Here is a 16,942-nt window from a genome sequence, read left to right as displayed (position 1 = left end):
ATGATTAAACCGACTGAATATTTGATGCTTGTTTGCCCTTCGGACCTTGCGTTACCTCAAAGCTGACTTTTTGGCCTTCTTTGAGAGTCTTAAATCCAGACATATTAATTGCAGAGAAGTGTGCAAATAAGTCTTCGCTACCATCATCCGGGGTAATGAAACCGAAACCCTTGGAATCGTTGAACCATTTTACTGTACCTGTCGCCATTTTTACTTCCTATAAAAAAACGGGCCGGAAACCCGAACACTGTTTGAGTTTCAAGACCGCAAAACGGCTGTAACCGGTACTGCAGAGAACTTGAAGCCAAACGCCAAGAGTGTTTTACTTAAATCCTGTTTTCAAGTCAAGTACTCAACGTAACTATTTTGTCAAATTACAACAGAATAATTTGCAATAATTTGCTTGGGGTACTTGAATATTTGCCTGCAATCATCAAATATATCAGTAAGAGACAGAAATTAATTTGGTTCTATTCACGCTATAGAAGGTGAAAGCTGGGCAGTAAAATGGCTACAGAAACTCATGGTGATGTTGTACTGGAGGCTGAAAAGAGTAAACTCAAGCCGCCACCAATGTTTAAGGTAATTTTGCTCAACGATGATTTCACGCCTATGGATTTTGTCGTTGCTGTGTTACAGACTTTTTTTTCCATGAACCGCGAACAGGCGACGAAAATCATGCTCAAAGTTCATATGGATGGAGCGGGGGTATGTGGTGTTTATACCAGTGATGTGGCTACCGCCAAGGTTGAGCAGGTGGTTACGTTTGCGAGAAAGCATGAACATCCGCTACGGTGCGTGATGGAGGAAACCTGAAATGATTGCGCAAGAATTGGAAGTAAGTTTGCATATGGCCTTTGTCGAATCGCGACAAAAGCGCCATGAGTTCATTACCGTGGAACACTTGTTGCTGGCGATGCTCGACAATCCCACCGCCGCCGAGGTACTGCGCGCCTGTTCGGTTGATATAGACGATTTGCGCAGACTTCTGACCGAACATGTGACGGAAAATACCCCGACAGTTGGCGGTACTGGCGAAGTGGACACCCAGCCTACGCTTGGTTTCCAGCGTGTGATCCAGCGCGCCATTCTGCATGTCCAGTCTTCGGGAAAGAAAGAAGTCACCGGAGCCAATGTCCTGGTCGCCATATTCGGGGAAAAGGATTCGCATGCAGTGTATTTCCTTCACCAGAAAGGTGTAACTCGGCTCGATGTCGTTAATTATATTTCTCACGGCATCAGTAAAGTACCACAGGGGGGCAATGCAAAAACAGAAGGCGAAGGGGATTCGGAGCAGGAATTGGGTGCGGGTGGCGCATTGGAAAGTTATGCGGTAAATCTGAATTCCCAGGCACTTGCGGGCAAGATCGATCCGTTGATCGGACGGGAACAGGAACTGGAACGCCTGATACAGACACTATGCCGCCGCCGCAAGAATAATCCCCTGTTGGTTGGCGAAGCAGGCGTCGGCAAAACGGCTATAGCCGAGGGCCTGGCACGTCGAATTATTGAAAATGACGTGCCTGAGGTTCTGGCCCACCATCAGGTTTACGCGCTCGATATGGGCGCCCTGCTGGCAGGTACCAAATACCGTGGCGATTTCGAACAACGCCTGAAGGCCGTGCTGAAACAGCTACTGGACAATTCCAACGCCATTCTCTTTATTGATGAGATACATACGCTCATTGGTGCGGGTGCAGCATCGGGAGGCACGCTTGATGCGTCCAATCTACTGAAACCGATACTTAATACGGGTCAGTTGAAATGCATCGGCGCTACCACCTACAGTGAATACCGCGGGATTTTCGAAAAGGACCATGCCTTGTCCCGCCGCTTTCAAAAAATTGATGTGCCTGAGCCGAGCGTGGATCAGACGGTTGCCATCCTCCGCGGCCTGAAGGCTCGCTATGAGGCGCATCACGGCGTCAAGTACACGGCGGTTGCGCTGAGCACTGCGGCCGAATTATCGGCTCGCTTTATCAATGACCGGCACCTGCCGGACAAGGCGATCGATGTGATCGACGAAGCCGGCGCAGCACAGCGTATCCTGCCCAAATCAAGGCAGCGCAAAATTATCAGCAAGCACGAGATCGAAAGTATTATCGCGAAGATCGCACGTATTCCGGCACAAAATGTTTCAAGCGATGACCGGAATACACTAAAGACGCTGGATCGGGATCTGAAAGCAGTGGTGTTCGGCCAGGACAAGGCCATCAATGCGCTGACAGCGGCCATCAAGATGGCGAGAAGCGGATTGGGCAATCCACAAAAGCCAGTCGGCTCATTCCTGTTTTCCGGGCCTACCGGGGTCGGCAAAACCGAGGTGGCAAGGCAGCTCGCTTATGCGCTGGGCATTCACTTGCACCGCTTCGATATGTCTGAATACATGGAACGGCATGCGGTATCCCGCTTGATCGGCGCACCGCCGGGATATGTCGGTTTTGATCAGGGTGGTTTACTCACCGAGGCGATCATCAAGCAGCCGTACTCGGTCCTACTACTGGATGAAATTGAAAAAGCTCACCCTGATATTTTCAATATTCTCCTGCAGGTCATGGATCACGGCACTCTGACCGATAACAATGGCCGCAAGGCGGATTTCCGCAATGTCGTGATCATCATGACCACCAACGCAGGCGCCGAAGCGCTTACCAAAGCTTCCATGGGCTTCACCAAGGCAGCCCAGGCTGGCGACGAGATGGCCGATATCAAGCGCATGTTCACGCCTGAGTTCCGTAATCGGCTGGATGCGATTATTTCCTTCGCATCGCTGGATAAGGACATTATTTTACGGGTAGTGGACAAGTTCCTGATGCAGCTTGAAGCACAACTGCATGAAAAGAAGGTGGAAGCCACGTTTACTGATGCGCTGAGAGAATATCTCGCCGCGAATGGAGTCGATCCTCTCATGGGCGCTCGGCCCATGGCTCGGCTCATCCAGGATATTATTCGTAGTGCTTTGGCGGATGAGTTGCTGTTCGGACGTCTGGCCAACGGTGGCAAAGTAACCGTGGACATAGGCTCCGATAACAAAGTAAAGCTTCAGTTTGAGGAAGAAGCGGCGGCTGCTGTATAAGCAAGGTGACCGAACATGAAAGAAAAGGCGCGAATGCGCCTTTTCTTTTTTAGCAGGCAACTCTTGGGATTGGGCAAGCCTGCTCTATTAGGCCCCGCTATTTGCCCGTAGTCTCGTACTTGAAAGACAGATTCACGCGTGCGCGATATGCAACGACCTGCCCCTCTTCAACCACCATATCAAGCTTTACTATTTCTGCAACCCTGAGATCCCTCAAAGTTTTCGAGGCAGTCTCGACCGCATTTTTAGCAGCGTCTTCCCAAGAAACCTTGCTGGTTCCGATTATCTCGGTAATTCGATAAACGCTATCTCCTGACATCATCGTTCTCCTTCTTGTGGATAAGAGATAAAAACGAACCGCTAAGCAAGCCATCGCCGCTGCTTCGCACAATACGTAAGTCCGCCTGGTGAATGCAGTTTAGAACAGCCCGCGTAAATTGCAAGGGCCTCCATTCTCATCCTTGTTAGCGCTGCGCTCTCCTGCTCGATCCCGTAGCGGGCATAATAAGATAGAAGAGGGCCGCGCAAGGGAGGGGACGGGGTGGCATGAGGAAAAAGCCGCGCCCGCGCTTCCGGCGTCTACACGAGACTCATTTATAGGTCTAATAAAAAATCCATTTACAGTTTTATGGCACAGCTCGCTGCCTTTTCTGGGCCTCTCTCATAAAAATATCCGATTTTCCGCTGAGAAGGATGATGAATGAGAGTGAAGATACCGGACGGAAGTAATTGCCGCGTGTAAAACCGACAAAGCATAAAACCAGCGCGTCAACCTCCGCTTTCGCGACGTTAGGCCATATGGCGAGCAGGTCGCGCGTACTGTATGTTCAGGTCCGGCTTCACAAATGGTCAATACGTTAGTGTACGGGTCAACGCATCAGCCGGCGGTTACCCTGTTGGTAATGTATCTGAGCGACTCTTCCACTTGATTGATAAGGATAAGGCATAGCTCGCCAGCCTTCAGGCCGGCGAAGGCAGCATCGATGGCTACGAGTTCGCCGTAGATTTCCTTGACTTCACGGGTACGCTTCGCGTTCTCCAGACCCTGTCGCAGCAGGTCAAGCACTTCCCCATCGGGACGGCCGCGTTGGTCCGGGCCCTCGTAAATCACCACCTTGTCAAAAGCGTCCCCCAGTATCTCGGTCTGCCTGCGGATGTCTTCATCACGCCTGTCGCCTGTACCGCTGATAGCGACTGAACGCCATTTGGCAGGCATATTATCGATTGCACGCACAAGTTCGCGGATCGCGTCCGCGTTATGACCATAATCGGCAATTAGCGTAGCGCCACGATGCTTGAAAAGATTGAAACGGCCTGGTGCCGTCTGAAAGTCATTCACAAAACTTGCCAGACCGGCGCGGATGATCTCCCAATCGAGGCCCAGCGCCCAGCCCGCGCCAGTAGCGGCCATCGCGTTCTCGATCTGAAATGCGACCGTTCCATTTTGCGTAACGGGGATTCCAATTAACGATATCCGATGCTCGACACCGCCTTCGGAGGCGACAATCGAATCACCGTCAAGATAGACAACGCGTTTGCGTTGCGAACGATGCTTGGCTATTACCGGGTGATCGGCATCGCGAGCAAAGAAGGTAACCGAGCCGGGACAGTGGCTAGCCATGCCGGCCACCAGCGGGTCCGCCGCGTTAAGCACGGCAATACCGGTATCGGGCATAACATTTTGCACGACGACTCGTTTGACTGCAGCCAGATCCTCAACCGTATTGATGTGTGAAAGGCCGAGATGGTCGCCCATGCCAATATTAGTGACCACTGCAACGTGGCACCGGTCGAAGCCCAGCCCTTCACGCAGTATCCCGCCACGCGCCGTCTCCAGTACCGCGGCATCGACATCAGGATGAAAAAGGACGTTTTTTGCACTCTTGGGGCCGCTACAATCGCCACTATCGATGCGCTGGTCATTGACATAGACCCCGTCGGTGTTGGTCATCCCGACACGCAGTCCGCTGCAACCAAGAATGCTGGCGATCAGACGGACTGTAGTGGTTTTACCATTGGTGCCTGTTACCGCGATAACCGGGATGCGCGCATCCTCTCCATCCTTGAACATATTGGCGATAATTGCCTCGCCCACCGCGCGGCCTTTGCCGAACGAAGGCTGCAGATGCATGCGCAAACCCGGGGTGGCGTTAATTTCGATGACGCCGCCGCCTTGATCTTCGAGGGGATGCAATACGCTGTCGCAAACGACATCGACACCGCAAATGTCGAGGCCGGTCATTTGCGCGGCCGTCACTACGCGTGCGGCAAGCTCGGGATGAACGTCATCAGTGACATCGGTAGCCGTTCCGCCAGTAGAAAGATTGGCATTATTGCGCAGGTAAACACGCATATTTTTGGCCGGTATCGATTCTTTGGTCAAGCCTTGGGTTGCTAAATGAGCAAGTACAATTTCATCAAGACTGATTTTCGTTAATAGAGTAGCGTGCCCCTCACCGCGCCGCGGGTCACTGTTGATCTGCGCCACCAGTTGACTGATACTGTGTACGCCATCACCGGTTACTTGAGGCGGGTCGCGCCGCGCAGCAGCGACCAGCTTGTTGCCGACCACCAATATACGATGGTCATGGCCGGGAATATAACGCTCGACTATGACTGCACCGCTGATTTTAGCCGCTACCGCGTAAGCTGATTCCACTTGCTCGCGGCTCGTAAGATTGACGCCTACGCCCTTGCCCTGATTGCCGTCTCGCGGCTTAACGACAACCGGACCGCCGATTTCGAGAGTAGCGGCCCATGCATCCTCGGCATTCGCTACCGGCCGACCACAGGGAACCGGAATACCGGCGGTCCGCAGCAGCATCCTAGTCAGCTCCTTATCCTGCGCGACCGACTCGGCAATGACACTCGTTAGAGAGGTTTCGGCCGCCTGTATGCGGCATTGCCTGCTACCCCATCCAAATTGGACCAGGCTGCCGTTGGTCAACCGGCGGAAGGGAATACCGCGCGCAATGGCAGCCTCGACAATTGCACTGGTGCTCGGCCCAAGGCGTATGTCTTCATTCAGTTCGCGCAAGCGGCCCAACGCATCAGCCAGATCAAACGGGCCGTCATCGAGTGCTGAACGACATAACGTTTCTGAAAGCTCAAGAGCGAGCCGGCCAACCAGCTCTTCACTATACTCGACAATAACCTGGTAAGTGCCGGGTTCCAGCGTTTTCACCAAGCGGCTGAAGGTTACCGGGCACCCAGCCTGCACTTGCAGAGCAAGGGCAGCACGCTCGAAAGCATGCACCACAGCCCGGTAACGGCCAATTGGCTGCGTCAAGGAAATTTCCGGAAAGCGTGCACGCAGCCGGGCCGCGAAAGCGGGCAGTTCGTCAATGGCAAGCTCCGTTTCACCACAGGAAACGATCGCCTCCATGCTTGTACGCTGACTCCACAAATTAGGGCCGCGCAGTGCGCGGATGCGTGATACTCTCATTGATGGTTTCTCCTGCGTTTCTCGTTGGATCCGGAAGCTTGACATATGTCGTTCATGCAACTGGATGCTTGTAGCTTAAATGGAGCGGAGGTTTCGATTCCAGCACGTATAAGAGCAGGCGGAATACCAAGCGCCCAGGCGGCGCCGACCGCTGCTAAAAGATTTTCGATCTCTAGAACCGCATGCGCGCCGCCGGGCAGTGGAATGGATGCCAGGCTGGCGAGCGATACCTCATCCGAGCCGGTGGCAAGCAGAATTTCGCCGCCGCGAACGATTACGACGCGCTTACCCTTGACGCTACCCGAACCTTGTGCGCGATGCTCGACGACGGAAGACAAGTCGGGATCAAGGCTGAAATAGATGACTTCGCCGTCGCATAACGCGGCCATTTCCACGAGCATCGGCTCCCGGGCATTGAGCACGGCCGTACCGCCCGGCAACACTACGTCTACCTGGGTGCGCAATACCTTGAAAACCTGCTCCTGAGTTTCGATATAGTAGCGCCCATAATGCCGGGTTAACTCAACATTAGTTACGACGCCGACTTGGCAACGGTCGTACGCCAGTCCTTCGCTGAGCATGATGTCACTTCCGTTCTCAAACACCGCTGCTTCAACCGAGCGGTTCCTCAAGATGCGGTTGGCCGCTTCCCATTTGGCGTGATCACCCTTCTGGACTTGCCTGTGGTCGAGATAGAACCCGTCACTGCAGGCAAGGCCCGTGTGCTTCCCGGAAAGGATCAACAACCGGGCTACAAGGCGTGCTACTGTAGTTTTGCCATAGCTGCCGGTAATCCCTACAACGGGAATACGGCCATCGTCATCACTGGGAAAGAGATGATCGACAATGGCTTCACCAACCGGGCGGGGGATGCCAACGGCGGGCTTGATATGCATCAGCAGACCAGGGCCGGCGTTGACTTCGACGATCGCGCCTCCCTGTTCAGCGAGAGGGCGCGAGATATCGGTAGCGACAAGATCGATACCTGCAATATCCAGGCCGACAATACGCGCGGCTAGCGCGGCGGTTGCCGCGATGCTTGGGTGCACTTCATCGGTAACGTCGAATGCATGATTACCGTTGCGCTGAATCAGAACTTTCTGATTTAAAGTGGGGATCGAGTTACTGGTGAAGCCCTGACGGGCTATCTCCATCCGTGCTGCACTGTCCAGGCTAATTGTATTAAGTGGATGATGCTCGGTCGTTCCGCGACGCGGATCCGAATTGATCTGGTCGCTAATCAGCGCCGCAATGGTTGATTTACCGTCGCCGGTAACGGATACCGAATCACCCCGGCTAGCAGCAACTAGGCGGCCGCCAACAACCAGCAGCCGGTGCTCGGTACCAGGGATAAAACGTTCAACCAATACACCATCGCCCTCTTCGACTGCTACACGATAAGCCGATTCAACCTCCTGCTGCGTTGTCAGCTCAATAAAAACACCCCGTCCATGGTTGCCATCGCAGGGTTTAACGACGACCGGCAAACCAATATCCTGGGCAGCCTGCCAGGCGTTTTCCGCGCTAGTGACCATACGACCTTCAGGGACAGGAACTCCGCAAGACCGGAGCAGTGTCTTGGTGAGATCCTTGTCACGCGAGATACTCTCGGCAATCGCCGGGGTGCAGTCGGTTTCGGCTGTCCAAATACGTCTGCTGCAAGCGCCATAGCCGAGTTGTACAAGATTACCTTTGGCAAGAAGGCGGATGGCCGGAATTTTGCGGTTTGCGGCGGCATCAACAATACATGCCGTAGAAGGGCCCAACCAGAGCGAATCGACCATATCGCGCAGGCGCTCAATGGCACCCTTGACATCATAGGTTTTGTTACCGGGTTGCAACTCCATTGCCGATAGCATGAGTTCACGCGCCGCCAATAAGGCGCTATATGCAATATGTTCATCCCAGGCGCTGACCACCACTTTGTAGACGCCGCGTATGGAGGTTTCACGAGCCCTGCCAAAGCCTGCGGGCATACCCGCTAGATTTTGCAATTCAAGGGTTACATGTTCGAGAATATGACCCGGCCATGTTCCCTCCTCCAGTCGGCGCAGGAAGCCGCCGCGCTCTTCATAACTGCAGCGATGTTCAATCAGAGATGGCAGCCATGATGACAGCCGATCGTAATAACCGGGAATTACATTGGACGGAAAGTCTTCAAGTTCTCCGATGTCGACAACGGCTTCGAGAACAGGGTAGTAGGTCCACATATTCGGACCATTCAGATGGCGAACCTCAAGAAATTTGAGATCTTTTCTATTGATATGATCAGTATTCGCGTTGGCGCAGGCTAGCATACATGGTCGTACAGAGTAGACGAAGTGGAATTAACGCGGCTCAGATGAATTGGTTTACAGCCTCGTCATAAATTTGCTTCTCAAAAATGGATTGCGCACCGGCAGCTTAAGTCGTCACATATTCAAATTGAATACCCTTTGCGCGCGCTCAAGCCAGACCACCCCTAGATTGGCCTGTCTACTTACTACTAGATATCTGAACTTGTTTTATCGAGCTAGTAGTGATCCTTTTGCCGGACAATTGGCAAACTCGCGTTCGCTATTACGGCCGTGCACCTATCCAAAAAAATTAAGGCGTTAGCCCATTAAGGACCCGGGCTACATTCAGAAAATAGCGCATATCGAAAAAGCTCAAGCATATGTCATGCCAGAAAAATTCACCCAATAAAGCAATGACTTAGCAAAACTTCAAAAGGAAACCGAAGACAAGGTGTCGTCGCTTGTTAACATGGATTTCCGGATGAGCGACAACCCGTTGAAAACCCTACATATTATCTGTCGCCGTGTAGCGACAGAGCTCATAGGCAATAAACGGTGTCAGCTTCGATAGCCGTCAAGGCTCAGACCAGATCCCGCCCTCTGCAGTTGTCGGGCAGCAAACCGGAGATTGGCTTTATAGGAAGCGGTCCAGAATTTTACGGCTGTGATGATCGAGGGCAAAACGATCGCGAATGAGAAAATTAATACCGTGGCTGTCCGCGATCAGCAACGTTGGAGCGGTGAGCCGACGAATATCTTCCTCACCCTTGAGTATGAAAGCTGTCTCGCCACGGTCAGTTTCCACATGCCAGATGCTCGGCGTGACAAAACTGGAAACTTTCTGGATGCGTTTGATTTCAGGGCCAAATTCCCGACTAATCAAATTTCTTTCAATCAATGTGCGCAGCGCGTCCGGAAGATCGCTCAGCCGGTCTATCCACGCCAACTCATGACCATGCTGGTCGACCAGCGCGATGCCGGTATCGGGGGCCGTAATAGGAAATGCGCGGACCGGGACTATACCCTCGTGCGCCTCACCATCCTTCCCGGTGAACACCAGGCGTCCGAAGGCGTTTTGGCTTAGCAGGTAACCGGGCTGATCGATCATTGGCGAACCCCCGCCGCTTTATGCTCAAGCCTTGAGCCTCGCAAATCATCCTCGGTATCCACGTTGCGCGCCTGAGCCTGATAGAGGCGATAATAGTGGCCTTCCCGCGCCATCAGCTCATGATGGTTGCCAATCTCAACAATGCTGCCACGATCGAGCACGATCAACCGGGTGGCGTCCCGCAGTGTGGATAAACGGTGGGCGATCGCGATAGTAGTCCGGCCTTGCACCAAATTTTCAAGAGCCTTCTGAATTTCTTTCTCCGTGGTGGTATCAACGGAGGAGGTGGCTTCGTCGAGGATCAGGATGCGTGGATCGATAAGTAGCGCGCGTGCAATGGAGATACGCTGGCGTTCGCCACCCGAAAGAGCCTGACCACGCTCGCCAACCAAAGAATCATACCCATGCGGGAGGCGCAGGATGAACTCGTGGGCGTGAGCAGCGCGGGCCGCTGCAATAATCTCCTCCCGCTTCGCATTGGGACTGCCATAGGCGATGTTTTCGGCGATCGTCCCGAAAAACAGGAAAGGCTCCTGGAGCACCAGACCGATGTTCTTGCGGTATTCGGCGACCGGCAATGAGCGAATGTCGATCCCATCCAGTAATATCGCTCCTTCGGTAACATCATAGAAGCGGCAGATCAGGTTGACAATAGTACTCTTCCCTGAGCCGCTATGGCCAACAAGACCGATCATCTCGCCCGGTTGGATGGTGACGCTGATATCCCTGGTCACAGTGCGGGTACCGTAACGGAATCCAACACCGCGTAACTCTATACGACCCTCGACAACCGGCAGATGTACGGGGGTTACCGGTTCCGGCACACTGGAAATATGGTCAAGAATGTCAAAAATTCGCTTGGTGCCGGCCGCTGCTTTCTGCGTGAACGAAACGATGCGGCTCATCGAATCAAGCCTTAGATAGAAACGGCTGATATAGGCGAGAAATGCGGTGAGCACGCCAACCGTGATTTCATCGTTCGATACGAGCCAGATACCAAAAACCCACACCACCAGGAGCCCGACTTCAGTAAGCAGTGTCACCGTTGGCGTAAAAAGCGACCATACTTTATTGACCCGGTCGTTAACTTCGAGGTTGTGTTGGTTAGCCTTACGGAAGCGCGCCGCTTCACGCTTTTCCTGTGCAAAGGCCTTGACCACACGCATGCCGGGGATGGTATCGGCAAGCACATTAGTCACTTCGGCCCAGACGCGGTCAGCCTTTTCGAATCCGGTGCGCAATCTGTCGCGTACCAGGTGGATCAGCCAGCCTATGACCGGCAGGGGCAACAGGGTCACGAGCGCAAGCCAGGGTTGGATAGAAACCAAGATTACGGCAGTCATGACGATCATCAGCACATCGGTTGCAAAATCCAGCAGATGCACCGATATAAAAACATTGATGCGATCAGTTTCCGAGCCAATGCGAGCCATCAGGTCACCCGTGCGCTTACCTCCAAAGTATTGTTGCGAAAGTTTGAGAAGGTGCTCGTAGGTAGCAGTGCGCAGATCGGCGCCGATACGTTCTGAAACCAGCGCCAACAGATAAGTTCGCGACCATCCCAACACCCACGCCACTAATGCCGCGCCAAGCAGGCCGGTCAGATAGAATGTGACGAGACCGACATCGATCGGTTTGCCATTCTGATAGGGGATGAGCACGTTATCCATCAGCGGCATGGTTAAATACGGCGGCACCATTGTGGCGGCGGTACTGCCCAATGTCAGGAGAAAACCGGCTAGCAGCCGACCCTTGTAGGGCTTGGCGAAACGCCATAAGCGAAACAGTGTCCATGTCGAGGGCGGCGTAGCCGCTTCGCTGCTGCATACCGCGCATTCTTCCTGGCCAGGCGATAACGGAGCATCGAGTACCCTCTGGCATTTGGGACATAAAGAAAGAACAGGCGCGGGAGGCGGCTCCCCGGTGAGCTGATAGTCGAGCTGCTGCATAAAATGCTCGATCAGGCGGCCAGTTGCTACATCATTGCCGAGCGTGTAGCGCCAACGGGCAAGCAGCGAATTCTCATCAAGAAGCTCGAGGCTTCCTACCCCCAGGTGGTCATGGCGCACAAGCCTTATTCCGGGCCGATAGAACCATCCCTGCCAAACGCCTTCCCTCTCTGTCGTGGCCAATAAACGCTTGCTCGTAACAAGCACAAACCCCGGTACGAAATAGAGTTGGGCACTGAGATCAGTTTCAAGCCAGGCCAACACCTGTTCTCCATCCATAAGCTCTGATTCAACGCGGTTGGCCCATACGGGTGGCATGGCCGGCGACATGCCTCGCAAGGCAACAGCTGGGGAAGCCAGGGAAAACTCGGAGTCTTGCATCATTTCAGTGTAGAGCGTCAGGTATATTGAGGCAACGTCTGAATAACGCGCGCGTGCGCACGACAGCGGCTTTGCCGGAAGGACGCGCAAAAGGCGCCGACGCGAATGGTGCAATCGCGCAGGGCTAGCCCAACGGTTCCGGCGAATACATTATGCACTTATCGAAGGATATATATTACTTGCATTCATACTCCGCTCTCTTTCCATGAGATGCGCGCCCGCCTAATACCGCCCCTACGGTCACCGCGAGCAGTCCTCCCCAGGTAGCCAAAGATATCTGCTCGTCCAGCAAAGGCACAGCCGCGAGCGCCGAAATGACGGGCACAAAGGCCATCTGCAAAGCTACGATGTGGGAGCCCAGGCGACTTACTGCGAAGCTATAGAGCAGCATTGCGACAAAGACCACCAGTACACCCTGATATAGTGCTTGCGTGATGATTTCGCCGATAGGCGCTTGTGTGAGCTTGGTGGGCAGAAATAACCACCAGATAGGAAGGTAAACCACGGCACTTCCCAATGTAGTGGCTACCGTTGCGGCAAGCGGCTGCACAGGATAACGGCCAAGCAGCAGTGTAAACACCGCCCACGACGATGAGCCGCATAGAAAAAGCAGGTCGCCGGTTATTTGCGTGCGGGTAAGCTGAGGACCTCGTGAAAAGGAATCAGCCGCCGTCAGTATGACCCCGGCAACGACAACGACAAGAGCGGTGCGGTAGGACGGCAATGGCTTCTGGCCAAACCACAGCCATGCTATGACCGCAGTCGCAAAAGGCAGCGTGCCGGGCAGCAGAACAGAAGCATGGGCAGCAGGTGACATACGGAATGCGGCATACACGACAATAGCGTAACCGATGCCGCCAAAACACGAAAATAACGCGATCACCTTGAGCGGCGGCAGCGTGATGCGCGGCAGTAGAACGACGGCAATCAGCGCGCCTACGCCGAAACGCAGCGTTGCAATATCCCAACTGGTAAGCGTACCGGTAGCCCCATGGCGGGTGACGAGGATGAAACCGGTCCAGATGCACAACGTGGCAAAAACCGCAATCCAGCCGCTACGGGAACGCGACGCCGCATTCATGCATCAGGCCGAAGCTTCCTCAAGCCCTGAGGTGAAGCCATTCCCAGCTTTGCCTTCCTGATATTTTCCAGCGCCGTTTCGATGACCTGGCGCGGTGCGCCGATATTCATACGCATGAAGCCGCTGCCCGCCTCGCCGAACAGCGTGCCGGGGCTCATGCCTACGCCAGCTTCATGAATGAAGAAATGCCTGAGCTGTGCATCATTTATTCCCCATTCACGCTTCAGCGCGCGGCAGTCGAGCCAGAGCAGATATGTGCCTTCCGAATGAACGAGCCCGATTTCCGGGAGGTGGGCAGCAAGATAATCCCGAACGTGATCCCGTGTGCACGCAAGATAAACCAGCAACTCATCCAACCACCCCCCGCCCTCCCTGTAGGCTGCTTCGAACGCCGCAATACTAAAGGGATTGGATGCACTGACATGCATGGAGTCGAATGTCCGCATCAATTTTTTTCGACACCCGGCATCGGGCACGATAAGAGCGGAAAGGTTGAGTCCGGGAATATTGAATGTCTTGCTGGGCGCGATAGCGGTAATGACGGCGACATTGCCGGGGTCCGCTTGCGCCATCATCGAAAGCACATGATGTTTATTCCCGGGGTAGACCAGGTCGGCATGGATTTCGTCGGAGAAGATCACCAGATCGTACTTTCCGGCGATCCGAAGGATATGGCCCAGTTCCTGCCTGTTCCACACCCTGCCAACCGGGTTATGCGGCGAACATAGCAGTAACAACCGGGCTCTCTCTGCGCAATACTCGAAATGGTCGAAGTCGATCGTATACCCGCTTTTCCCCAGGCGCAATGGATTATGTATCAGTTCTCTGCCAGTGCTGGTGACGGACGAAAAAAAAGGAAAATATACCGGCGGTTGTACGATAACCGGTGCGCCTTCCCCGGCGAACGTCATTACAGCGGCATGCAGCGATGGCACTACACCAGGGGACATCACGATCCAGTCGCGGTGTACTTCCCAGCCATGGCGCTGCCTCAACCAGGCTATCAAGGATTCGTACAAACTGTCGGGATAGATCGTATACCCATACACAGGATGGGCGGCACGTCTGGCAAGCGCCTGGGTCACGGCCGGCGGCGCAGCGAAATCCATGTCTGCTACCCATAGAGGAACAACCTCCGGGGCGCCGAACATGCCCTGGCGGCCGTCGTATTTGAGGCTGGCGGTACCGGTACGACTGATTATGCTGTTGAAATCATATCGGCAAACCTGGCCTGAGCTCAAGCAACTCGCTCCCAGATTGTCACTTCTGATAGCGTATGCTGAAATTTCCGCCGGGTCTCACGGATGACAAACGGCACTTCCTTCGGCCCCTGAATCAGTTTGAAACGATCACCCAGAACCTCGTTCAGGCCGTCCAGCGTTCCAAAGCTTTCGCCATCACGCTTGAACCCACCAATCCAGGCTTCCCGCTTGGTATGTTCCTCCAGCCAGGTATAAGGCGAAGCCAACAGCAAAATCCCCCCCAGGTTAAGTCGCTCGTGAATGGATGTGAGCAGCTTGGCGGGATCATAAAGACGGTCAATCAGATTGGCTGCCAGGATAAGATCATAACCGGTAAAGAGGGGCTTGAGATTACATGCATCGCCCTGATAAAACGCTACTTTGTGCCTGACAGCATCCAGGCCGAGTCCCGTCAGCGTACGCTCTCTATAAACAACAAGATCACCCTCGTCCGTCAGCGTATAGCGCAACACGCCCGTTCCGGCAAGCTGGACACCTTGTCCGATGAAACGGGCCGAGAAATCGATACCGGTCACTTCATCGAACCGCCGTGCCAGCTCAAAAGTTGCACGCCCGGAAGCACAGCCAAGATCGAGCGCTTTGCGGCATGGTTTGCCGCCCATGGCGGCAATAGCCAGTTCAGCCAGTGACTTTGGAAAGTTTGGCACGTCAAAATATCTGTCACCATAATGGAATTCAGCGTACTCGGAGAGCAGCTTGTCGGTTTCGTAGTGGGAATCATGCTGGACGACTGCTGTATCGCCCACCACGTAGCGAAATCCGGCATGCTGAAAAAAATGACGTCTGAATGCATAGCGCGCGCTCTTCAGCGACTCATTACCACAAGAAATCCAGGAACCGCCTTTGATGAGATTATGCCGACCATCGAAAGTCGGCGTCGTGAAGTCGTCATAATGCGTATGGATATCGAAACCTTCAAAGGGATAGATCGGCGTTTCCGTCCACTGCCACACGTTCCCCACGACGTCATAGAATTCCCCCTGAGGGAATTCATTGACCGGGCAGCTCGAGGCAAAATAATCAAAATGTATATTCCCTGCGGCTTGTTCGGTATGAGGTACGTCGGATAATCCGGCTACGTCATAGAGTCGATACCACTCGTCTTCCGTTGGCAGTCTGAACGATTGGCCGCTTGTTGCCGCTTTCCAGTTGCAAAAGGCTTTTGCTTCGTGATAGTTCACTTCTGCCGGCCAATCCCACGGCATGGGTATTTCTTCGGTCATGAGCCGCAAGCGCCACTCAGCGCCTTGCCTGATCCAGAAAGTGGGATATTCCGCCCGAGTATGACATCGCCAGGCGCGACCTTCCTCTTCCCAGAAACTCTCTGTGCCGTAGCCGTTTGCATCGATAAAGGCGAGGAATTCCTGATTGCTGACTAGGTATTTGCTGGCTTGAAAAGCCGCAACTTCCGCTACATGACTGCCATATTCATTATCCCATCCATACGTGCGATCAGTTTTATTCTTACCAAGATATACGGTGCCTTCGGCAACATGAATTAGCTGATTTTGGGGCGCCTGTCCGGATTTTCCGCAAGGTCTCCAGGCCGGGTGAGCACTGACGTGTTCGAGTGTGTGCTGACGGATCAGCACTGAGGACGTTTCGAGATGGATGCGCTCATGCTCGATGCCCATTATGATTGTCCACCAGGGGCTGTCCCAACCAATCGGCAAGCTCAGTGGCACCTCACTGATGATCCGGTCAACAGTGTTCCGTATCTTGAGACGGTAAGCCCTCACTTCGTCAACGGAGGGCCAGTCATAATGAGTAGTGTTCAGGTCATCCCAGCTCATTTCGTCGACGCCCACTGCAAACATGGATTCCATCTTGGGATTGATTCGTTCCTTAATCAGCCCCGCAAGCATCAATTTGTTAGTGAAGAAAGTGGACGTATGACCTAAATAAAAGATGAGGGGATGGCGCAAGGAGATAGGTTTTTTGAAATAGGCTTCTTCACCTTGCAAAGTTTCGAAAAGTTGCTCGTAGCGATCAAGCGTAGCGTGAAAATAGCGTCGTATCTCCTCACGCTTCGCCTCAACATTACTCCCTGAAAGATCAGGGGTTCTTGGAAAAACCCGTTTCGGTAACGCGTGCAGCGTTGAATCTTCGGAAGCAGAGTGGGCGGGCATTATAATTTTTCGTGCATCATTCAAATTCATATTCAACCTCGGATATGAGTTGTCCCAAAATTAAATCAGACGAAGTGTAACACCTGATACGTTACCTCTGTAAATTAGCCAATCGAATAACATCAGCATGAATAGGGACTTAGCGGTACCCAGTCGAAGAGGCAGAGTATGCATAATGCAATCAAAATGCGTCAAGCCGGGGTAAGAATTTATGAATAATTCCGATGGCTCCGTG

At 53.5% G+C, this 16,942-nt stretch carries 11 protein-coding genes; 2 read left to right on the top strand and 9 right to left on the bottom strand.

All coding sequences use genetic code 11. From position 1 onward, the window contains the following. Positions 1-4 precede the first annotated feature (4 nt). Positions 5-208, bottom strand: coding sequence for a transcription antiterminator/RNA stability regulator CspE (gene cspE, locus BMX00_RS04940; protein ID WP_090827798.1), 204 nt, complete (start codon positions 206-208; stop codon positions 5-7). 299 nt (positions 209-507) lie between these two features. On the opposite strand from cspE, the gene clpS reads away from it, so the two are divergent. Both clpS and clpA read left to right on the top strand, forming a co-directional pair. Beyond that, a complete protein-coding gene (gene clpS / locus BMX00_RS04935; RefSeq protein WP_090827796.1) occupies positions 508-816 on the top strand; it encodes an ATP-dependent Clp protease adapter ClpS in 309 nt (102 codons plus the stop codon). A 1-nt stretch (position 817) separates the two neighbouring features. Next, the gene (gene clpA, locus BMX00_RS04930) at positions 818-3,076 is read left to right on the top strand and encodes an ATP-dependent Clp protease ATP-binding subunit ClpA (protein ID WP_090827794.1); all 2,259 of its coding nucleotides are present in this window, start codon (positions 818-820) and stop codon (positions 3,074-3,076) included. A 97-nt stretch (positions 3,077-3,173) separates the two neighbouring features. Here the strand turns inward: clpA and BMX00_RS04925 are convergent, their stop codons facing one another. From BMX00_RS04925 to ovoA, 8 genes are all read right to left on the bottom strand, one after another. Next, positions 3,174-3,395 carry a dodecin family protein gene (locus tag BMX00_RS04925; protein WP_090827792.1) on the bottom strand — a complete coding sequence of 74 codons (222 nt, stop codon included), beginning with the start codon at positions 3,393-3,395 and terminating at the stop codon, positions 3,174-3,176. 558 nt (positions 3,396-3,953) lie between these two features. Next, on the bottom strand, positions 3,954-6,521 hold the full coding sequence (gene cphA, locus BMX00_RS04920; protein WP_090827791.1) for a cyanophycin synthetase: 2,568 nt from the start codon (positions 6,519-6,521) through the stop codon (positions 3,954-3,956). Next, the gene (locus tag BMX00_RS04915; protein WP_218141491.1) at positions 6,518-8,818 is read right to left on the bottom strand and encodes a cyanophycin synthetase; all 2,301 of its coding nucleotides are present in this window, start codon (positions 8,816-8,818) and stop codon (positions 6,518-6,520) included. The genes cphA and BMX00_RS04915 overlap by 4 nt, the downstream gene beginning before the upstream one ends. A gap of 613 nt (positions 8,819-9,431) precedes the next feature. Next, positions 9,432-9,905 (bottom strand): cyanophycin metabolism-associated DUF1854 family protein, encoded by a 474-nt coding sequence (locus BMX00_RS04910; protein ID WP_090827789.1) that lies wholly within the window; start codon positions 9,903-9,905, stop codon positions 9,432-9,434. Next, entirely contained in the window at positions 9,902-12,184 is a 2,283-nt protein-coding gene (locus tag BMX00_RS04905) for a cyanophycin metabolism-associated ABC transporter (protein ID WP_090828198.1), read from the bottom strand. Before BMX00_RS04905 ends, BMX00_RS04910 begins: the two co-directional genes overlap by 4 nt. A 226-nt stretch (positions 12,185-12,410) precedes the next feature. Continuing rightward, a complete protein-coding gene (locus BMX00_RS04900) occupies positions 12,411-13,316 on the bottom strand; it encodes a DMT family transporter (RefSeq protein WP_090827787.1) in 906 nt (301 codons plus the stop codon). Next, a complete protein-coding gene (locus tag BMX00_RS04895) occupies positions 13,313-14,557 on the bottom strand; it encodes a MalY/PatB family protein (protein WP_245727741.1) in 1,245 nt (414 codons plus the stop codon). The genes BMX00_RS04900 and BMX00_RS04895 overlap by 4 nt, the downstream gene beginning before the upstream one ends. Continuing rightward, positions 14,554-16,707, bottom strand: coding sequence for a 5-histidylcysteine sulfoxide synthase (ovoA, locus tag BMX00_RS04890; RefSeq protein ID WP_245727725.1), 2,154 nt, complete (start codon positions 16,705-16,707; stop codon positions 14,554-14,556). The genes BMX00_RS04895 and ovoA overlap by 4 nt, the downstream gene beginning before the upstream one ends. Between the last annotated feature and the right edge of the window lie 235 nt (positions 16,708-16,942).

This window comes from Nitrosovibrio tenuis, from assembly GCF_900109785.1.
Taxonomy (GTDB): Bacteria; Pseudomonadota; Gammaproteobacteria; order Burkholderiales; family Nitrosomonadaceae; genus Nitrosospira; species Nitrosospira tenuis_A.
Note: the sequence above shows the minus strand (reverse complement) of the source record. Positions and strands in the feature narration are given on the sequence as shown.

Bases quoted from the DNA above. Each gene is read 5' to 3' on its own strand.
- BMX00_RS04900 (WP_090827787.1), bottom strand. From the start codon at position 13,316: ATGAATGCGGCGTCGCGTTCCCGTAGCGGCTGGATTGCGGTTTTTGCC.
- ovoA (WP_245727725.1), bottom strand. From the start codon at position 16,707: ATGCCCGCCCACTCTGCTTCCGAAGATTCAACGCTGCACGCGTTACCG.
- clpA (WP_090827794.1), top strand. From the start codon at position 818: ATGATTGCGCAAGAATTGGAAGTAAGTTTGCATATGGCCTTTGTCGAA.
- BMX00_RS04905 (WP_090828198.1), bottom strand. From the start codon at position 12,184: ATGTCGCCGGCCATGCCACCCGTATGGGCCAACCGCGTTGAATCAGAG.
- cphA (WP_090827791.1), bottom strand. From the start codon at position 6,521: ATGAGAGTATCACGCATCCGCGCACTGCGCGGCCCTAATTTGTGGAGT.
- BMX00_RS04925 (WP_090827792.1), bottom strand. From the start codon at position 3,395: ATGTCAGGAGATAGCGTTTATCGAATTACCGAGATAATCGGAACCAGC.
- BMX00_RS04915 (WP_218141491.1), bottom strand. From the start codon at position 8,818: ATGCTAGCCTGCGCCAACGCGAATACTGATCATATCAATAGAAAAGAT.
- BMX00_RS04910 (WP_090827789.1), bottom strand. From the start codon at position 9,905: ATGATCGATCAGCCCGGTTACCTGCTAAGCCAAAACGCCTTCGGACGC.
- cspE (WP_090827798.1), bottom strand. From the start codon at position 208: ATGGCGACAGGTACAGTAAAATGGTTCAACGATTCCAAGGGTTTCGGT.
- clpS (WP_090827796.1), top strand. From the start codon at position 508: ATGGCTACAGAAACTCATGGTGATGTTGTACTGGAGGCTGAAAAGAGT.